Origin of the sequence: Chitinophaga sp. CF118, assembly GCF_900112615.1 — a bacterium.
GTDB lineage: Bacteria > Bacteroidota > Bacteroidia > Chitinophagales > Chitinophagaceae > Chitinophaga.
In genome coordinates, this window is record NZ_FOMK01000002.1 from 859,698 (window position 1) to 881,026 (window position 21,329).

General features: G+C 39.5%; 12 protein-coding genes. All 12 read right to left on the reverse strand.

Translation table 11 applies throughout. The annotated features are described in order from the left end of the window. Positions 1 to 3 precede the first annotated feature (3 nt). The 12 genes from BM176_RS11670 to BM176_RS11725 all read right to left on the reverse strand — a co-directional run bounded on the left by BM176_RS11670 (position 4) and on the right by BM176_RS11725 (position 21,288). On the reverse strand, positions 4 to 954 hold the full coding sequence (locus tag BM176_RS11670) for a sterol desaturase family protein (protein ID WP_218162185.1): 951 nt from the start codon (positions 952 to 954) through the stop codon (positions 4 to 6). 16 nt (positions 955 to 970) lie between these two features. After that, a complete protein-coding gene (locus BM176_RS11675; RefSeq protein ID WP_090103388.1) occupies positions 971 to 3,352 on the reverse strand; it encodes a GNAT family N-acetyltransferase in 2,382 nt (793 codons plus the stop codon). Next, positions 3,342 to 4,529 carry an MFS transporter gene (locus BM176_RS11680; RefSeq protein ID WP_218162186.1) on the reverse strand — a complete coding sequence of 396 codons (1,188 nt, stop codon included), beginning with the start codon at positions 4,527 to 4,529 and terminating at the stop codon, positions 3,342 to 3,344. The genes BM176_RS11675 and BM176_RS11680 overlap by 11 nt, the downstream gene beginning before the upstream one ends. Before the next feature lies 1 nt (position 4,530). Beyond that, positions 4,531 to 5,844, reverse strand: coding sequence for a lysine N(6)-hydroxylase/L-ornithine N(5)-oxygenase family protein (locus BM176_RS11685; RefSeq protein ID WP_177230372.1), 1,314 nt, complete (start codon positions 5,842 to 5,844; stop codon positions 4,531 to 4,533). Between the two features lie 408 nt (positions 5,845 to 6,252). Next, entirely contained in the window at positions 6,253 to 6,912 is a 660-nt protein-coding gene (locus BM176_RS11690; RefSeq protein ID WP_090103048.1) for a response regulator transcription factor, read from the reverse strand. 91 nt (positions 6,913 to 7,003) lie between these two features. Continuing rightward, the gene (locus BM176_RS11695) at positions 7,004 to 8,206 is read right to left on the reverse strand and encodes a PepSY-associated TM helix domain-containing protein (RefSeq protein WP_090103050.1); all 1,203 of its coding nucleotides are present in this window, start codon (positions 8,204 to 8,206) and stop codon (positions 7,004 to 7,006) included. Between the two features lie 8 nt (positions 8,207 to 8,214). Continuing rightward, entirely contained in the window at positions 8,215 to 8,934 is a 720-nt protein-coding gene (locus BM176_RS11700) for a DUF4198 domain-containing protein (protein ID WP_090103052.1), read from the reverse strand. Positions 8,935 to 9,025: 91 nt separating this feature from the next. Beyond that, positions 9,026 to 11,416: a TonB-dependent receptor gene (locus BM176_RS11705; protein WP_218162187.1), complete on the reverse strand. Its 2,391-nt coding sequence runs from the start codon at positions 11,414 to 11,416 to the stop codon at positions 9,026 to 9,028. A 330-nt stretch (positions 11,417 to 11,746) separates the two neighbouring features. After that, the gene (locus BM176_RS11710; protein WP_090103054.1) at positions 11,747 to 14,533 is read right to left on the reverse strand and encodes a pre-peptidase C-terminal domain-containing protein; all 2,787 of its coding nucleotides are present in this window, start codon (positions 14,531 to 14,533) and stop codon (positions 11,747 to 11,749) included. Between the two features lie 673 nt (positions 14,534 to 15,206). Further along, the gene (locus BM176_RS11715) at positions 15,207 to 16,841 is read right to left on the reverse strand and encodes a RagB/SusD family nutrient uptake outer membrane protein (protein ID WP_090103056.1); all 1,635 of its coding nucleotides are present in this window, start codon (positions 16,839 to 16,841) and stop codon (positions 15,207 to 15,209) included. An 18-nt stretch (positions 16,842 to 16,859) separates the two neighbouring features. Further along, entirely contained in the window at positions 16,860 to 20,177 is a 3,318-nt protein-coding gene (locus tag BM176_RS11720) for a TonB-dependent receptor (protein WP_090103058.1), read from the reverse strand. 166 nt (positions 20,178 to 20,343) lie between these two features. Then, positions 20,344 to 21,288, reverse strand: coding sequence for a FecR family protein (locus tag BM176_RS11725; RefSeq protein WP_090103060.1), 945 nt, complete (start codon positions 21,286 to 21,288; stop codon positions 20,344 to 20,346). Positions 21,289 to 21,329 lie beyond the last annotated feature (41 nt).

Consider the following 21,329-nt stretch of genomic DNA (forward strand, 5'->3'; position numbering starts at 1 on the left):
AAATTACATAGTGGCAACCGGCCGGCTGACTTTCTTTTTTAATTTATACTCTTTCCAGGCATCGAATCTATATGCACTTGCCATTTTTCCACCATCAATATGATTCCAGCCCGGGGGCATAATCACATACTTTAATTTATCAGCTAATGTGGGCGCATTTACGATATCCTTCCAGAGATCTTTCCAGAGTTGCACCTGGATCTGCCAGATATTTTTACTATTGATGTTATCATTAAGAATACCATAAACGGGCTTTACATCGTCCAGCTCCGACTGGAAAGTACCGAAGATCTTATCCCAGATAGAAAATGTTTCACCATAGTTCCTGTCCAGGTAAATGAAATTCTTTGCATGATGTACCCTGTGTACTGAAGGCGTTATAAACAACCGCTCCATGAAGGTTTGTTTTCCAACAAGCGTATCGAAATTATCATTGACATGCTCATACAATCCATACAATCTTGCGATGGCCTCCGCAATGAAAATCATGAATGGATCGAACCCTAAAATGGGTAACCAGATCACCGTGAGCGGAATGTGCAGGATCCCAAAGAAGGATCCCCGCACAGCCACTGTCAGCTTCATTTCTTCAGCAGTATGATGTACACCGTGAATGCACCAGAAGAACCGTACTTTATGTCCTAAAAAATGCACAAGCCAGAACATAAAGTCGTACACCAGGTAAGCCAGTATCCATATATACCAGGCATTTCCGAGCGTGAAGAAACGATGTTCATACATCCACATCATGGTTCCGAATATCACTACCTTACTTAAAAAGAAATAGGGAACGCTCTCTAATACGTAACACAAAACATTTACCCATCCTTCTTTATTGCTTTCCATTTTCTTCGTAACCACTAACACGATCCATTCTATAATGACCAATCCAAGTACGATATATCCGAATACGCCCTGTAATTTGCCAAGCAACATCACTAAAGCATTGTTCATTGTTTCCGGTTTATCTTTAATGAATTGGGGTTGGCTTATATACTGCAACCGGGTTCTTTAACGTACCCGCTAATTGCAGGCTACCGGCAGGATCTGCCAGATCTACCATCTGTTTATTATTTCTTAGCTGCAACCTGTTCAAACAGGAAAGTGTAAACTCAGGAGCAAAAAGATCATACTGTTCAAACTTCTCTGCAAGCTGAGGATGATCCTGCTGATAATCCTGGATACATGCTGCCACTAATTCCCAGAATTGCTCATCACTATAGTCGCAATGTTCTTCAAGAATCTCTGTCAAAAATCTAAAGAAACAATCAAACACATCGATGAACAGGGACAGTATCCGTAGTTCCTCCGGAACATCTACACAAATACGCCTTGCTTTTTCGGGCAATTCCAGTTCTGTATTAAACACCGCGATCTCTTCAGTGATATCTTTCATAATCGCTTTCACGGGAATGTTTCCCTCCATCACCAGGATCAGGTTTTCACCATGCGGCATAAATACCAGGTCATGCTGATAGAAACAATGCAACAGCGGTGTTAAATAACATTGTAGGTATTGCTGCAGCCATACACTTGTACTTTTTCCGGAAGCGGCTATTAATGCAGGTAACAGGGCATCTCCGTTATTATCTACGTGCAGCAGGGCAGCCATTGTCATGAGTTGTTGGCCGGGTGCTAAAACAGTTGCCGGACTTTCGCGCCACAATGCAGCAAGCATTTTATTATATGCAGAGTTTCTGCCAAATTCTTCATAATAAAAATTGCGATACCCTACTGTTGCTACTTCACATAACAAAGTGAATCCTAACTGTTTGATATAAGGGTCCTCTCCTATGGCCTGTTTGATCCAGTTGGTGATTGGCGGTGTACTATCCATGTAATAAGGCGTTAATCCGCGCACAAATCCCATATTCAATACAGACAAGGCAGTTTTGGTATAAAACTTTTCCGGGTTACTGATATTATAAAACGTACGAATGGACTGCTGTGGCTTAAATTCATCGGGACCATAACCAAGACACAACAGATTATTAGCTGCAATATCCGGCGCAAATATGATGGACAGTTTATTATACCACTGCCACGGATGTACCGGAATAAAAAAGTAATCCTTCGGACTTAGCCCTTTCTTTTCTATTATCTGATTAAATAAAGAAAGGGTCTGCGGATCCAGTTCTTTTTCCAGTAGTGTTTGATAAGACAACTCATCGATTGCACTATAAGAGGTGTGACTTTTATGTCCCGCCAGCCATATCAGCTGAATTGCCTGATCTGCTTCAGGTGCAAACTCCTGGTAATCGTCCGAATCAAATCCGATACGGCCGTTATTCGCTACGAAACAGGGATGCCCGCTTGTCATGGCATGTTCAAATGTCTGGTAGTCTGCCTGAGCAAGTTCTTTTGCGGTAAGACTTTTCTTCGACAACATATAAGTGCTGCCATAAAGTGTACTCGCAATTTCCTCCATATAACCGGGTAATTGCTCTTTGCTGATATTCAGTCCATCACTAAATTCAAGGATGAAATAAAGACTATCCAGGTCCGTGGTTTTCCTATCAATGCGCTTAGTAACAGTCTGCTTGTCAATATACCAATGGTTAAGGCTTAACTTTTTCGCTTTAAACAGGTATTCAATACCCGGTTTGCCAGGCGGCACCAGGCTATAATGACCCCATCCGTTTTCTTCACTCTGTAATACAGGCTGCAGCAGCAATTCATGTGCAAATTCACTGATGATCTTAGCAACATGTAACCTGTTGGCCTTTGCCCATAATTCGGGCTTTAAATGCGCAATTCCTTGCTGAGGTATTTTCATATTATTTTCTTTGTTTAATGCTTTATAATATTGTGCCCGGGTACAAAATGCCAGACTTGCTATTTTGTTAGGTAATTGAATGTTTCGCTGATATTCGAATCCGGCACGCTTATTCAGTTCATGAATTTTGGTATTGTTCATATCGGGTTCAACAACAATCCTGTTGATACTGCTGTCACTGAACATAAAATCCATGATCGTTGTAAAAACATACCATGTAAAATGAGGAATACGTTTTTCAGGAGGCCCCACCAGAACATGCATCCCCATATCTCCTGGCAATGCTTCGTAATGTTCGCCAACAGGATCTTTAGCAGGATCATAACACTCGCATAAAAAGGAAAACTTTCCATTTAAAATCCCCACAAAGGCATTTGAGTGGCTGGAAGAAATGATACCTTCATACTCCGCGCGAACCTGCTCTATAGATTTGTTATTACATCCCCAGTACTTTGCATATTCCTGGGTTACCCAATTGTAAATAACCGGCAGATCTTTTTCAAGATCCATGTAACGGATGTCTATTCTTCCCAGTCCTGCTATTGCTTTGGAATACACCGTTGTACTATTTTCCATACGCTGGTCTTTTAATTTTACCTGCTGTAATCTGTTCTCTGAATGCATAGTAGTAAAGAGATACCACTATGAAATATCCTCCCAGGGCTACCATAAATGGTATATTAAGCGACCACGCATCTACCAGTATACCGGCAAAAAACGAAGCCATTAATACACCCATGTTCTGAAAGAAATGGATCTTACTATACTCAATAGCATAAGATTCCGGTGCGCTCACATTAAACAGGAGTACATCAAACCGTACAGCTGCCTGGAAAAATGCCCATCCATAAATGAACCTTCCTAATACAACCACTCCGGCCACGGGATATCCCTGCAGGATCAGCCCTGCTAATCCCAGCAATAAAGCAGACACAATGCCCTGATAAACGTTTCCCGAACTTTTTTGCCGTTTATTGATCCATAAAGCAAACACGGCTACTAAAGCAGGTATGGCATAGATACAGCCTGAGATCACTTTACTGTTATATACCGATACAGATTCCCAGTACCGAACAAAAAACGGCCGGGTAATGAAATCACTGAAATAAAGTACAAGTGTGATAATCCCCAGTCTTAATACATTCCCCCTGGGAATCAGGCTCACTTTAGGAGCATTTTCCTTTTTGTATTCCTTATCATGAGATACCCAGTTACTGTTAACCAGGTAAAGGCTCATTCCTGCCTGAATAAAGTCGCCTGCTGCCATACCAAGGAAAATGTATGCAGGGTTTGCCAGATCGATCACAATGCCTCCAAAAACGGCTCCTAATACACTTCCGAAATGTATAATCACAGATAAGAGACCAATTACATTGGTATGATCTTCCTTTTTTGTAATCCGGAGTATGTAAGGATATACCAACAGATAACTTCCCTTGAAAACAATAATGGAAAGCGATACTATCCAGAAGTGGACATAAGATGTAATGAAGAAACAGCATATTGCCAGCATTCCGGCAATCACCTGTGTATACACCAGTATCTTTAATTCAGATCTTCTTTTTGAAATGAGCGCCCATATGGGAAAAGCAATCATCACTGTTCCACATACAGCACTGAAATAAAAACCTACTTCTCTTGGGTCTGTTATTCCAAATCTCGATTCAAAAAAGTGAGGATAAAATGGCATCAGCAGATAATCACTCAGCACTGCTACCATTGTCATAAAAATCAGGAAAAATCGCAGCTTCATCTTACAACAGTTCAGGTATTGTTAGAAAAACCTGTTCTTCCTGCGATACTGAGAATTGCTGAAAAGCAATTCTTTTCTCAATAGCGTAGACATCTTTACCGGTCATTTCTTTAATGATGTATGAATTCCGGTAACATCCCATGCCAAGATCCGGTGTTGAAATTCCATGTGTATGCAATTCCGCATTCTGCACAAATATTTCGTTGCCTTTTGTATCAATAGTATAATTCCGGTTTACATCCAGTCTACCTTTTTCATCCCATTTGATTCGGGATGCAATGCCTTCCATAAAGTCCGGAATCTTGTAATAATAACCAGTTGACATGATCACTCCTTCTGTAGTATGCCTGTAGTATTTCTCCTCTTCCTCCTGATATAACTCAAGTTCAAAACAACCATCATCATATTTTAACTTCTTCATTTCTGAATTAGTACGCAGGGATACTTTAATGTCATGCTGCAATCGCTTTGTATACAACAGGTCGAAGATGTTACCTATGAGATCATTATTGATTCCTTTATAAAGATGCCGCTGGTTTTTAGAGAGAATATCACGTTTAGCCGGAGGCAGGTTAAAGAAATAATCTACATACTCAGGAGATGTCATTTCCAGTGTGAGTTTGCTATACTCCAATGGAAAGAACCTTGGCGATCTTGTTATCCAGTGCAATTCATAACCATATACGTCGATGTCCTGCAACAGGTCATAATATATTTCGGCAGCACTTTGTCCGCTCCCCACAATCGTGATAGATTTCTTAGCCTGCAAGCTTCTCTTATGATCGAGATAAGCAGAAGAATGAACCACTTTATCGGTATGTTCCTTACAGGAAGCAGGCATATAAGGTACGGTACCTGTACCCAGTACCAGTTTACGCGCCTTTACTACTCCAACTTTTCCACTGCATTTCAGCACGTAATATTTACCTTCCTCATCGTATTCGATTTGTTCTACTGCTGTATTGAAATGAATACAGCCCAATTTCTCTATTACCCACTGGCAATATTGATTGTACTCATTTCTCAGGATCTTAAAATTCTCTCTGATATAGAATGAATATATCCGTCCCTGTTCCTTCATATAATTTAAAAAACTGAAGGGACTTGTAGGGTCTGCAAGAGTAACATGATCGGCAAGAAAAGGTACCTGCAAAGTAGTGTCCTGTAACAACATACCTGGATGCCAGTTAAAGTTTGCACGTTTTTCCAGGAAGATGCCGTTTAAATCAGTAAGTGGTTTTGTCAGACAGGCCAATCCAATATTAAAGGGCCCTGCTCCAATAGCAGCAAAGTCATACACTTTGTTATTATCCATAATTATAATTATTCAGTTATTGTCGGGTTGTGGTTTCACCGGATTAATTGTGTCAGTTGGGTTTTCGTTACGAACATTTACAATTGACGGTTTGATTTTACTGATGCCTAAAATTACGCGCGGAAAAAAGAATTAACAATCGCCTATCAATGGTAAAATAAAGGTAGATGGTAACGTGGTATGCTTACCACATTTATGGTAGAAGATTTTCTGTGCACGATTATACAACATGCACATATGAAAACTTAATTAAAAGTTCACATGTAAAAGGTAATAAATAACAACATACTTTGCAGTAATGTTCATTAAAAATGCAAGTTCAATAAACAATTGACTAAAGGAAATGTTAGCAGGCAGTATGGAATGTAGCAGGATTCATGTGGACAATTGCCCACATGAATCCTCCGGTTAGATCATACCATTCTTAACGGCAAAACTATATAGTTCAACAGCAGAATGAAGTTGGAGTTTCTTCATGATATTCCGTCTGTGCGTGTGTATGGTGTGGGGGCTTAGATGCAGCTCATCTGCAATCTCCTTATTGGCTTTACCGGATGCAACGAGCCGGATAATTTCTATTTCGCGCCCTGTCAATCCGTTCGTTAAATCGGGGGGAATAACGGCTGCAGGCTCCGGTGGTCGTTTCCTGTCTTCCAGTAAAATATCAACTATAAATGTACAGAAGAACTTCTCTCCATGAAGAGCAGCGCCGATGGCTTTTTGAATATCAGTTTTCGGACTTTCTTTGGTAAGATAGCAATGCACATTCAGCTCCAGAGATCTCAGGATGTGCCTTTTTTTTTTCTGACTTGAAATAATAATGACTTTACACGAGGGAATCAGTGACAGTATACTGTGTAACTGCGCGTGTTCAAAGAAAGTAGGGTTATAATCAAGAATGAGTATATCGGGTTTAAAAGATATCAATACAGGACTTAGTTCCCTCGTATTTCCTGCCTCCCGGATAATGTAAGGATTTCCCTTACTGGTTAATATACTTTTGATTCCTTCTCTGAAAACAGGTTGTGCATCCGCCAGTATGATGCGGATTTTTTCTGCTTTGTTCATTATTTTGATATACTTAAATAATGACCCGTTTAAAAAGGTTGATCAATCGATAGTCTGGAATGGATATTTAGTTCTATAAATATTTCTCCGATCACACCTTTACGTTCTCTATTACAAGCTTCTTTCTTGCAGGCGTACTTTGTTTTGGTTTGGCTTTCGCAGTTTTTTTATTCTTCCTTCCCCACCAGATATAAAATCCTGTAAGTGGTAGTGAAGCGGCAATAAGAGATGCGAAAAAAACAAGGATTTTACCGGGTAGTCCCAGCACACTTCCTACATGCAAATCATAATTTAAAGCGTGGGCCTTTTCACCATTGTTCATGGTAGCAAAAGAGGTTGTGCTCAATAATCTGGCTGTATGCTGATCGTATTGGCTACGCGTATTGGTATAAAGTGGTTTTTTATCTTTACGCCCAAATACAAACACTGCACTTTTATTATCCTTTGGAATACTGATGAATAACGTATTTGCATGGGGATCCTGTTGTACAGCGGCCTGTAGTATTTTATCAGGCGCGAAAGCATTGGTATTAGTCGTATCTGAAAAAACAGGGGCTGGCTGTTCCATACTTTTCCCGCCATTAGCCATCCACTGCACAGATTTATTCAACCATTCAAAACACCAGATGAGTCCCGTGAATGAAACCACCAGCAGAAGAATCATTGCATAAAAGCCAAGGATATTATGCAGGTCGTAATTCTTCCGTTTCCATTGTGTAGTATCCTTCCACTTAAACGAGAACCTTTGTTTTGCAGCTGCTTTATTCTTAGGCCACCAGAGGATAATGCCGGAGATCAATAATATTACAAATATTACAACGCTCCAGGTAACGATTTGTCCTCCTACTTTAGGGCCAAGCATTAAGCTTACATGCAGGGTAACAACCATCTGGAAAAACTCCCATTTTGTGTTTTCTACTTTTACCACTTTACCTGTATACGGGTTCACATATATACGGTAATAGTATTCCATGTACCTGGAATATAAGATGGCTTCCGGATTCACTTTCAGCGCACGGAAAGAAACTGTACGGTTAGCCCCCAGATTTACTTCAGCCACCTGCACCGGATGATTTTCACCCACTGCAATCTGTGCATTTGCTCTAAGTACATCTAACGGCAATCGTTTGGCAGCAGCAGGTACTTCCACAAACATTCTGTCCCTGTAAACAAGTGGCTTTATTTCTTCTATAAAAGAATACAAACAACCTGTGAGACCCAATATAAAAACCACCAGCCCGGACGAAAGTCCGAGCCAGAGGTGCATTTTTCCTATCAGTTTTTTAGCAGCCATGCAGCTTATTACTTTTCAACGTCCATACAATAAGTTACACAATGCCAAACGCCGGTATATTCTGCGCCTTCATGTTTGCCACTTTCTTTTTCTGCGAAAGTGCCTTCCAGCATATAACGACCTGGCCAGAAAGGAGAGAATGTAACAACTCCGTTTTTGTCCGCAGTAAATTTCTTAGACCATCCTGCCGGAGATTGTACTGTAACAGCACTTTCAGCAGGTTTAGCCTTATTATACAGCAGCTGTACATTTTCAGGTATATTGATTTTGTGAGCTTTGTCTGGAGCAGTTAGCAGTACCAGACCAGCATGCTGTTTCATATTATCTATACCTGTCAGTGAATTACTTACTTTCACCACACCCAAAGCATAATAGCGGATTTTGTTGCCATCATATATATTCTTTATGGTATGATCAATAGAAAGAGTGTAAGTACCGGCAACTTCAGGTGTGAAAGTGGCCTTAAAGTTATTACCGTTCTCAACACAATCCAGCTTCTTTTTGCTTCCATCGGGAGCAATCAGGAATAAGGTAAATTCTTTTGTATTACTAAACCAATGTTGTAATGAGTCTCTCTGGTTATCGCCATATTCGCCCAGGAAAACCTTCACTTCCTGTGCCTGACCTATTTTACCGGTGGTGCTTGTTTCAAGCCAGATAGCATGTGCTGACAGGGTATGAACGCAAAGCATAAGAACGGCTGCAAACAAATATTTTTTCAGTGTCATTTTCTATTATTTAGTGATGATGGGTTATTACTTCAGTTAAAAATCTCCAGCCAGAAAGTATGTTCTGGCTGGAGGTATATTATACCTTCTACTAAAACTTATATCCTACACTCATACGCACATTGCGTCCTGGTTCTGCCTGCCAGTAGTACAATCCACCTGAAGGAGCTCCGGTAAACAGGTATTTATTCAAAACATTGTTCACAGTCAGATTAAGACTTAATTTATTTGTGCTATAACCGATACCACCATCCAGTCTAAAGTAATCCGGTAATGCATTTTCACTCTTATCATACACAAGACCGGCTATACGTCCCACCTGATACTGATAACCAGCGGAGAATCTTAAACCATTCAATGCCCCTTTACTGATCTTGTATGTTAACCAGGTATTCTGAATATGTTTACTGGTTCCTGGTACTTTGTTTCCTACAAATTTCGGATCACTGTCTTTTGATATTTTAGCATCTGTATAAGCATAGTTTATTACCACACCAAGATTATTAACGACATCACCTCTTACATCTACTTCAACTCCTTTTATTTCCTGTTGTCCTGTCTGCTTGCTGTAAGTATACTGGCCATTAGCAGGGTTAGGATGTTCATTATCAGTAGTCAGTACATTATTCTTAGTGATCTGGTAAAGTGAAACGGTAGAATTCCATTTGTCATTTAACCAATTCTTCTTAAATCCGAGCTCAAGATTATCTCCTGTTAAAGGCTTAAAGTCATTTCCTAAATAGTCTCTTCCGGGATTCTGAAGGAAGGCCTGATCATAAATAAAATACAGGGATGTATTTTTATCAACAGAATAACTCAAACCTAAGCGGGGAGTCACTTTATTGTCAGTATAACTACCTTCGTAAGGATTCACGTATTTATTAACAGTATAACGACCCGCAAGTGTAAGACGAAGCGCATTATTAAAGAATCCTAATTCATCCTGAACATACACAGCATTGTAACCGTAGGTGTATTGTACTCCTCTTTCACGTATATCCTTCGATCTGTCCCACTGTGGCACTGCAATATTTCCGTATGTAGGTTTATAAATATTAAAGGTAGTATCTCCTAATTCTGACCACTGATTCCAGTCCGCATAATAATCACTATGTTTCATATCTACTCCCGCCAGTATTGAATGATTAATACTTCCAGTCGTCACTTTCCCATTCAGAAACATCTGCCCTGTTTTATTGATACCTAATGCATCCCAGTTGTTTATTCCCCGTTGTAGCAGACTATCATTACTTGTTGTAAAACCTGAAGGCCACATACTCTGACCAACCTGGTTATAATTGAAATAAGCGCCCTGTGCCGTAAATTTCCATTGAGAATTAAACTGATGTTCAAAAATGACTAAAACGCTTTTGTCATTGATTTTAGTAGGGGCAAGATTGGGTTCTGCAGTAGTAAAATTGATTGGCAGATCTCCATATTTACGCTTGGAAAAAGCATAGTTACTGCCAATCACGTTCATCTCCATATATTGATGCGTGTATTCTACAGTCAATGAGCTTTTATCATCTATTAAATATTTAAGAACCGGTGCAATTGAATAACGGTTATTAAATTCATAGTCCCTGTGAGATCCTCTCAATTCGCCCATCAGGTTTAGACGATACAACAGTTTTCCATTTTTGGATAATTTGCCATCTAAATCTAAAGTAGACCGATAGGTTTCAAAACTACCTAATGAAATGGTCACTTCTTTCTGATCAATCCCGGTAGGCTTTTTTGTTACCACATTATAAATACCGGCAGGTTCACCGTTAGACATCATAAAACCTGCAGGGCCTTTCACAAATTCGATCCTGTCTACCATACTCATATCTTCAGACAGAGGGCTCCATGGACTTATCTGAACATTCATTCCATTCCTGAAGGCTGTTAGCTGAGAACCTCTTGCATTAATCCTTGCATAAATATCCCAGTGTCCAATTCGTTGAGCACCACTGATATTCCTTGTAACACCCTCCATAATATCATAGATCTGCTGATCATTCAACACATCTTTGGTTACCACCTGGATATTCTGAGGTATTTCTACCAAAGGACTCTGGATACGGAGTGATGAGGAAGGACCATTCACCATATATTTATTCTTACCGCCTACTACAATGATTTCCTTCATCTGATTTTGTGAAGCAGTCAGTTGTATGGATATAGCCGTAATTTTGTCTGTTTCAACATCTATCTCTTTCTCTGTTGTTTCATAACCCACCAGTGAAACCTGCAGGGTATAATGACCCGCTTTAATCTTTTTAAAGACAAATTCTCCGTTCTGGTCGGTTAATGTACCGTGATTAGTATTCTTAATCTGCACGGTTACATATGCCGCTGGCTGTCCATCAGAAGTGAGTACTTTTCCCTTAATAGCTGATAATATCTCAGTTGCATTGGAAACACGACCTATTGACAACAATAAAACTGTGAGTAGAAAGATTTTTTTAAACACAGGAAATGTAGAAAATTTCATCATTGAGTCTTTTAATTAGGCCAGCAAAATTAGACCGCTTACAACATATCTGTTTATCAAAAAAGGAAATTGATTTACGCAATCGGGAAAATTGCGTTCCTAATATTCTTAACATCGGATTAACCCTTTCCAATAAACGTTAATGATTATTAAAGAGACTGACTATAAATGAGTAGGAAGTTTTGTCTTTAACAAGGAGACTGTGGTATTGAAAAACAGAGAAAAGGATGTTATGCCTTCTGCTGTATAAAAACAATAAAGTTAAAAGAGCCTGTACCAAAAATTTGATACAGGCTCTTTTAACTTTATACGTTCGGACTTTTCTAAATGATCTTACCGCTGTAATACAAATTTCTTTGAATGACTTCCGTCAGAAATAAGATATACACCATCTTTCAGTGAAGCCGGCAAAACAATTTCCAGTCTGTTATATCCGGCAATTAGCCTGTGTTGTTGTTTATATACCACCTTACCACTTATGTCAGTGACGATGATATATTGCATCTTATTACTTTGACTGGTCAGTTCTGTATACACTTTATCCCTGGCAGGTACAGGATACACATTCATGCCTTTGATTGCAGCTTTACTACTCTTCATGGCAATGGCAGTAGCATTTTTAGGCGTACTACTGATACCAGCTACCAGGTTGTAACATTTTGTAGTACTGAAGGCTCCGTTATACCCCAAAACCTGTATATAATAGGTTCCTACCGTTGCATTATTAAGCACAATCCTTTCTCTGGTTGTATCGCCATTCTCCGAGCTGGCCACTTCCGTACCACTTGCATTGTACAGCACCAAATCGTAATCTCCTGCCAGGTTACCCAACAGGATCTCAATATGTGGCTGACTGCTGGTATTGGAGAAGGAGTACCAGTCTACATCTGTGGAGCTGGCAATTTGAGCTGTTATAGTAGTATTAGTACTAATAGCTGCCGCCGCTGTTCTTGACCCATTAGGTTCATATGCATCCGCACAGGCAGTGACAGGTGTAAGCGAAGTACTTAACCGGTAACATTTTGTAGCACTGAAAGCACCGTTATATCCATACACCTGAATAGAGTAGGTACCTGCAGCTGCGGCACTGTAAGTAATAACTTCTGCCGTGGTACTGCTGTTCTGTGAAACGGCTAACTGGGTACCTGCAGAAGAAAATAGTTTCACATCATAATCTGCCACCAGGCTATCCAGACGAATGGTAATGGTATTAGTACCGGTAGTAGTAAACTTGTAATAATCCACATCTGAAGATGAGGAGATCTGGGCACGGATACTGGTCCCTGTAGAGATGCCTGCGGCTGTCGCCAGTGTATTATTCGGCTCCATCTGATCCGTACAGCCACCAATAGTTGTTACGGCCGCATTCAGCCTGTAACAGATGCTATCGTAAATGGCACCATTGTTACCATATACCTGGATATAATAAGTACCTGCGGGACTGATATAGGTAATGGAATCTGTAGCTGTACCTGTATTTTGAGAAATAGCTACCTGGGCGCCGTTCGCACTCAGCAACCGGAGGTTGAAGTTAGCAGCAAGATTATCCAGATCTATATGAATTCTGCCGCTATCCGTTAACTGTATTTTGAAATAATCGGTATCACTTGCAGTGGCTATCGTAGCCCGGATATCTGTACCGGCAATAATCGTATATGCAGTTGCAAGCGTATTGTTAGGCTCATATGGATCCGGACAAACAGTTGGACCAGTTGTGTCTCCGCATGGATAATTGGTACCGTTTAACTGTAAGATACCTGTATTATCAGGATCGAGCCAGGGTTTCAGTTGATGTAATACATCCGTACCGTTACTCGTCCAGTTCATAGCCATTTTACCATATTGATCATATTTGTTGGCACTGGTAGCAGTACAACTGGAAGGACCACCGGATAGTTGTCCTACAATTTGTCCCACATTATTAAACAATGGAGAACCGGACGAACCACCTTCTGTAATGCTCCAGTTGGTTTGTGTCTGCACCCACACAGCCCTCCAATGGGTATAAGGGCTTGTACCGGTATTGAAATTATCGTTTGTAAGTGGCGCAGTATAGGTAGAAATCTTCTTGATATCACCAGCGGGATGATGAATACCTACTCCACTCGGACTCGCCGTAGTAGCTGCACTCCAGCCGGAATAGAATACATTGTAAGAAGATGGAATTGCCTGGCTGAATTCCAGTAACTGAAAATCTGAACCGTCAACATCTCCACTATCACCCGACCTTGCACGTTGTACGCAACCAGTGATAGTATTACTTGCCGGTTCACTGCTAGGATTACTGCATGAAGGCGATTCATAATTAAAGTAGAAAATCCACTGATTAAAATCAGAAGCGGAAGCATTAGATCCGCAATGGTTTGCAGTCAGGAAGTAAGGTTTACAATCGCTACGGGCGTTGTTTACCACAGCACCTGTGCAGAGATAAGAACTGCTTCCCAGTCTTAATACAATTCTTGCAACAGCCCTTTTCTGATTCTGCCAGTTAGCACCTTCGGGACAGTTTACATTTACATTGCAACTACCGGAAGCGCCTACAGTTTTTACCGTTTTTGATTCGGGGATTTTATCGCTGTAAATATTGTTTACCCCGCTGATAGTAAAACGGCCCTGCCCTTTTACAGCAACAGGTTCATAATATTCTATCACACTAACATTTCCCTTAAGAATTTCCGTGGCAAACAAACCCGTTTCCTGGTTATTAGCACTGGTAAAGCTACCAATCAACTGGGAATGATCTTCATTGTAAACGAACAGCGTTGCTCCTGCCGGCAGGTGAAAATCCTGATAATAAAGAGAGGTAGCAAGGGCGCCTTGTACGTTAATTTTCAGGCGCCAGATGCGATCTCCATTAGGCAGGGTTGTCCAGGTACCTGTATTGTTCAGCGCGTAGGAAACAGGAGATATAATACCAATGCGCAATGGTAATCCCTGTTTTTCATTGAGTTCATCTTCCTGCCTCAACCGGGCCATAGATAATGCAGGAAGTGTTTTTGTACTGATGTCTTGTGTGAGGTTAGCCGCATAACTATAGGGTTTTCCGCCTTTACTTATCTGGGCTTTCAATAGTGGGCATGCGAGTAATAGCCCTAAAAAAAGGAATAACATTTTCTTCATAGTAAACAGATTTGAGTTTTGGGTTTAAAAAAAGGATAACAAGTTTTAAGGGTTACGGATACGATATGGGTTTAATAATCTACGATATAGGTTTTGAGGTAGATACTGAAGTTACGATTATTCTCTTAAAATTAGATTATCAGAGTGAACAATGAAATAAATTAGCTACTAATGACAAGTATTTATAAATAGTAATGTCTGCCTGGAATTAATCAATAATTGGTTTTCAATAAATTAGAAATCAATTGCTGAGAGGAACATTCCAATCTGATCTTGACGACTCCTTAAAATCATGGCTGATGGCATTAAAGATGGAAGCGGAGAATTGAAAATCATCTACGGAAAAAGGCGACTCATAGCTGAATCGCCTTTTTCCGTAAGTGTGTACTTATATCCGGACCTTAAAGTATCCGGACTTACGGAGCTAACAATATTTTAATCCTAACCGGGTAAAGAGCTCGTCAAATTTGTTTACTTGAAAAAGCGCTTGCTAGTAGTTATTTGATTTAATTAAAGATAAGATTTAATCCTGGTAAATACCAGGATTAATAATGTTTTTTATGATACTGGCAAACTGAACAATTACAATTGAATACCAGTAAAAATTAAGCCATTATAACAGGATCAAACTTTCATGATCCTATTATAATGGCTTAATTTCTGTACACAAATATTAATACCCTAAGTTCTGTATCAGGTTGCCATTTTTCTGTATTTCCGTTCTTGGTATAGGAAACAGTGTTCTGTTAATATTGTTTGTAGCAGCGTGAGATAACCATGATTTTGTAGAGAATGCTCCAAATCTGATCATATCTGTACGCCTGTGTCCTTCCTGTTCAAACTCCCATCCTAACTCATCTAAAAATCTGCCATATTGAATATCAGCCCCGCCTTCAGTAGTAAACTGATTGTTTACCGCATCTTTAAGGCCGTAAGCATAAGAGCTGCCCATCTGTAGCTGTGCACCCGTAACAACGGCCTTAGATGGATCTGATATAAAGTCCCGCTGTCTTACCTCAGTAACAATAAGGGCAGCGGCATCTGCCTGTCCTGTGCGAAGAAGACATTCAGCTTTCATCATCCGTACCTCCGCATAGCGAAAAATAGGATAGTCATTACTTAACCTGTTGGTAGCTCCCTTTTTTATTTCAAATTTACCCAAACGAAAACCATGCACGGATTCTCCTTTTTCAAGTCCGGGTAATTCATTGACAAAAGCCAATGGCTTACCTGTGAAATCACCCTGGGCAACATAGAGCATCTGACCTGATGAAGTATATTGCTGGCCTTTAATCCAGTTATTCTGGTACCTTATATCACTTACATCAAAGGTGCTTATAAATTGAGGAATACCGCAGATACCTCCCCAGGGAGTATTTTTAAGATTGTAAGTTGCCTGGTTTTCCTGCTGTAACGTTTGCATATGAAGATCAAATGCATTCCAGTTGTTTGTATAATCTTCATCCATCGGTATTGCAAAAATGATCTCCTTTGAACCCTGATTTTCAGTTACAAATACATTTTTTTGCACAGGTTCTAATATAAAGGCCCCTGATTTTTCAACAGAATCACAGGCAGCGATACATTCGGTCCATCTGGTGGTACCAGTATAAACACCGGCGTTCAGATACATTTTAGCAAGAAGCGTAAAAGCTGCCCATTTATTAAATTTCCCGTAAGTCTCAGTATTATTTTCAGCACTTAATAAAGGGATGTTATCAGTAAGTTCTTTAACAATAAAATCATAGACTTCCACACGGGTATTTTGTTTAGGCAAAAATCCGGATGGCAGATCAAATTGTGTTACAATGGGAACATTACCATAAAAGTCGCACAAAATTGCATAGTAGGAAGCGCGGAGAACTTTCAATTCAGCAAGGGTCGCTTCTTTTCCCTCGGTAATTGGAATCAGGCCGGATTCTATCTGATAAATAATCCTGTTGCAATTTGTAATACCTGCGTATGTTCTGCTCCAGGTTTGATTAACCACATCGTCATCTGTAGTCCAGGTATGTTTATGTAACCTTTGGTAAACACCATCGTCAAACCAGCCCCAGGGACGTTTCGGTATTACAAGTTGATCTCCCGTAACTTCCTGTGCCCGCCATAAACCATTCCAGTCAAGCAATATAAAACGCCATTGAGAATATCCTGCTCCTACCAATGCTACCAGATCGGATTTACCAGGATTAAATTCAGTAGATATAATAGCGGTATAAGGTGTATTCTTTAATTTGGTACAGGCGGATATTGTTATTACAGCAACAAATGCTGCAACAAATAAATGAATCTTTGCTAGCTTTTTCATCGTCTGATTTTTCAATTGTTAAAAATTCAAATTCATTCCTAAAGTAAATGAACGGGTAGTAGGATACTTATCACGATCATCCATACCCGGATTTAAGCCAAGCCTGTTTACTTCCGGATCTAATCCTTTGTATTTGGTAATAATAAACGTATTTAAGGTTGAGGCGTAGAAGCGTGCCCCTTTAATATATTTATTACTTATTTTATTGAATGTGTAACCCAGTGTTATATTATCTACTTTCCAGAAATTTCCATTCTCTACGTAATAACTGTTAAACTCCAGTGCATTTACTTTCAATGCTGTTTTACCAAAAACAGGGTCATAAGCAGATTTTAAAATATTATAGTTCTGAATAGCTGGGTTTTCCATATACATCCTTTGAGAGTTGATGATCTGATAATCAAATGCACCTCTCATGGTAATACTTAAATCAAATTTTTTGTAGGAAAAACTGTTATTCCAACCCGCATAATATTTTGGCAGGCCATTCCCAATTACCTTTTTGTCTTCAAAGCTATGTGCGAAGTCATCATAATTAACAGGCTTGCCATCTTTCCCTTCATAAATCCACTTACCATTGGCATCAATATCAATAACCTTATATCCGTAGAAATCTCCGACTCCCTTGCCAATTGTTACAATATTGGTAAAGGTTTGAATCGGTATACCTGCAAACCCGGTAGTGAAGTATGGAGTAGTTGTCTGGTATAGTTCGTTTGATAAACTAATTAGTTTGTTTGAATTGGTGGAGAAGTTAACACTTGTAGTCCATACAAAATCCTTTGATTTTACCGGTACAAAATTTAACATTATCTCTATGCCTTTATTCTCCATCTTACCCACATTGGCTGTTGTACTGGGGTATAAATTCGGAGGACTTGGTACCGCATAGTTATAAAGTAGTCCTGTGATCCGTCGATTGTAAACATCAACACTACCACTTATTCGGCCTGTTAATAAACTAAAGTCAAGTCCAATATTTGCTTCCGCTTTTTCTTCCCACCTGATATAAGGATTCGCATTTGTAGCAGGAACAAGGATTCTTGTCCATTGGCCATTAGAATATACATAGTCTCCATAGTTTATCAACGGCTTACTGAGAAATCCCGCTAATGGAGGATTTCCTGTTATACCATAACCTGCGCGTAGTTTTATATCATCAAACAATTTCTGATCTTTCATGAAGTTTTCGTTGGAAATTCTCCAACCTCCGGAAACAGCCCAGAAATTACCCCAGGGATTAACAGCTCCATACAACTGACTGGCTCCTTCTCTCCTTAAACTTGCCAACAGCAGATATCTGTCTTTATAGCTATAATTTAATCTTCCGAAAAAACTAATCAGGTTTGTTTCTGTTTTATAGCTACTTACATTGGCCAGTTTATTCTTTATCCCTTCACCTAATCCTATGTTGTTATAACTAAAGAGATCAGTAGGAAAATCCTGGTTATCAGCATACGCACCTGAAGAAACATTTTCCTGGTAAGCATACCCTCCTAAAATTACAAAGTGGTGATCTTTTAAGGATTTAGAATATTCAGCAGTCCATTCTGTAAGCCTGTCAATAGACAGGCTGGAGCTTACGGATGCAAACCCATTCAAACCGCTTTTAATGGTAGAAATATGTTTTTTGCTTTCTGAATACCCTTTATTTTCATTATATCTGGAATACGAAAAAAGGGCAGACAGTTTTAAATTATTAACAGGTTTGTAAGTAAGCGTAGCATTCATACGGGAGTTTACATTTTTTGACTCCCCATCACTTTCAAACAACAGTGCCATAGGATTTTCGTAATCAAAATTCCCCTTTTGTTCGTAGAAATTACCAGCAGAATCGCGTACAGGCTCTGTAGGATTGCGTATTATTGTTTGTCTGTATATCCAGCCATTAAAGCTGTTATCGCCATTATTATTCCTTGTATAATTATTGGTTTGATTAAGTATTCCGATATTAAGCTTTAGCTTATTATCCCACATACTATGGTTCACATCTATTCTTCCTGTAAATGTGTTGTTATCACTCTTTTTAAAGATACCTTCCATTGCACGGTAATTTCCGGAAGCCAGGTAGTTTGTTGTATTGTTTCCACCTCTTATAGTCAGGTTATGCACATGTGTTAACGGTGTGCGGGTTGTTTCTTTCAACCAGTCGGTATTACTTCCTGCATCCCATGAGGCTAGTCTCGTTCCCGCCTTAATCTGGTCGCGATAATCCTGCGCAGTAAGCATATCCAGCTTTTTCGCAATAACCTGGGTAGTTGCATAAACGCTATAATCAACACTGTTAGTCGTCGTTCCTTTTGCTCTCTTGGTGGTTATGATGATTACGCCATTAGAACCTCTCACTCCATAAATAGCGGCAGATGAACCATCCTTCAACACATCTACTGATTCTATGTCTTCAGGAGATACTGTTTTAAGGTCGCCGGGAATCCCGTCAATGATTACTAAGGGATTAGAATTAGCTCCATATAAAGTTGTGTTTCCGCGGAGCAAAATTTGCGATCCGCCAGTAGGGTTACCACTAGGATTTGCAATGGTTAAACCGGCAACTTTACCTTGCAACAACTGACCCGCATCCACTACAGGCCCTTTAACAAAATTCTCTGCCTTTACGGATGCAACGGCACTGGTTACATCAGCCCTTCTTTGTGTTCCATAACCGATCACCACAGCTTCCCGGAGATTTTCTACTGTTACTTTCATCACAACATCCATAGATGATTTGCCTGATGAAGGCACCTCCTGATCCTGAAATCCTATATAAGAAAATATGAGTACTGCAGCTCCATCATTAACAGTAATTGTATATTGTCCGGCAGCATCCGTAGAGGTTCCGGTATGTCCCCCCTTTACTTTAACACTTACACCAATTAATGGTGTCCCATTTTCATCAGTTACTTTACCTTTTATGGTAATTTGCTCAAAGAATTCATTGGAGGTATTGGAGTTTTGAGAAGCAGGTTTTGCTTTCTTTTCAACTATAATGATCAGATTATCTTTTTCCAGGTAATCCAGATTAGTGTCCTTCAGGATCTTATCCAGGATAGTGGTAACAGATTGTTTACTGGCTGAAATAGATACATTCTTGTAATTAGATACCAATTTATCATTGTAAACAAATCCTAAGCCGCTCTTTTTTTGCATTCCGGTTAAAACATCCTGCAAGGTCCTGCTTTCGAATTGCATGTCAATCTTTATATCTTTGGCAGTTTGTCCTATTGAAGAACCTGCAAATAATATCTGGGTTCCTAACGTGATGAATAAAAATATCTTACAACTAATACTTATTGTTTTCTGGAAGGCATAGAGATTATACCAAATGAATTTTTTCATAACATTTGCGTGGTTTGGTTAAATAAATGGCCGTATTTCTTCTAAAATTGGCTGATCAGATCACATGGAAGTGATGCTTGTTTTCATTGTTAATACAGATTATGATGGTTAATTTTCGTGGTTTTCAGTGCATACTTATTTTTATTTGGTTGATAAATGCTTTGTATCAGAATAGAACAATCTTATCTTTAATTGAATAGGTTAGTCCATTTGCTTTAGCAATAGCAAAAAGGATCTTCTCTAATGAATCGGTTGAATCAAAATTTGCGGTGAAACGTATCTCTTTCGTTGCTTCTTTTTTAAATTCTATTTTAACATTATAGCTATTCTGCAAAATCAATGCAACGTTCATCAGTGTTTCATTTCTGAATAGGAATTTTCCCTGAATCCAGCCTATGCTTTCATTTGCATTTATGTGCGTTTTTGCCTGGTATCCGGTAGCTGTATTTACTGTAACCTGCTCATCGGGTAATAGCAGAACAGGAGTTTGCCCCCCTGATACAGCTTCTTTTACAGCCACTTTACCACGTATTACGGTAACCTTTACCTCTTTAAATTCCTTGTACGCCTGTACATTAAAAGCAGTTCCCAATACTTCTGTCTGTGTTCCCGGAGTTTCTACCACGAAAGGTTTTTCATCATTATGCTTCACATCAAAAAAAGCTTCTCCTTCCAATAATGTTACACTCCTTGTGTCCAGGTTAAATTTCTCCGGGTACCGGATCCGGGAGCCGGCATTTAACATTGCTGTAGATCCATCACTCAAAGTCAGTTTCATTTTCTGCCCCTTTGGAACTGTTGTAATTACATATTGCGCAGGGTCTATCCTATTGCTTTTGTAATAAAAGAATGCTGCAACAGATGCTATCAGGAATATAGCAGCAGCAACCCTCAATATAACAGGAAGCCTGATGAGTCTTTCTCTCCTGATCTGCAAATCTATTCGTTCTTTTAACCTTTGCATAACAGCCTCTTTATCAACTATTTTTTCATCAAACTCTCCTTCTGTGGAAAGCTGATCAAATATTGATTCGAGGTACTGTTTTTCATCAACAGTACATTCACCTTTTAAATAAAGGTCCAGCAGATTTTTAAAGTCTTTTTCTTTCATTAGAGCTGACTTGAGTTGTGGAACATCAGACAAGCGGCAAT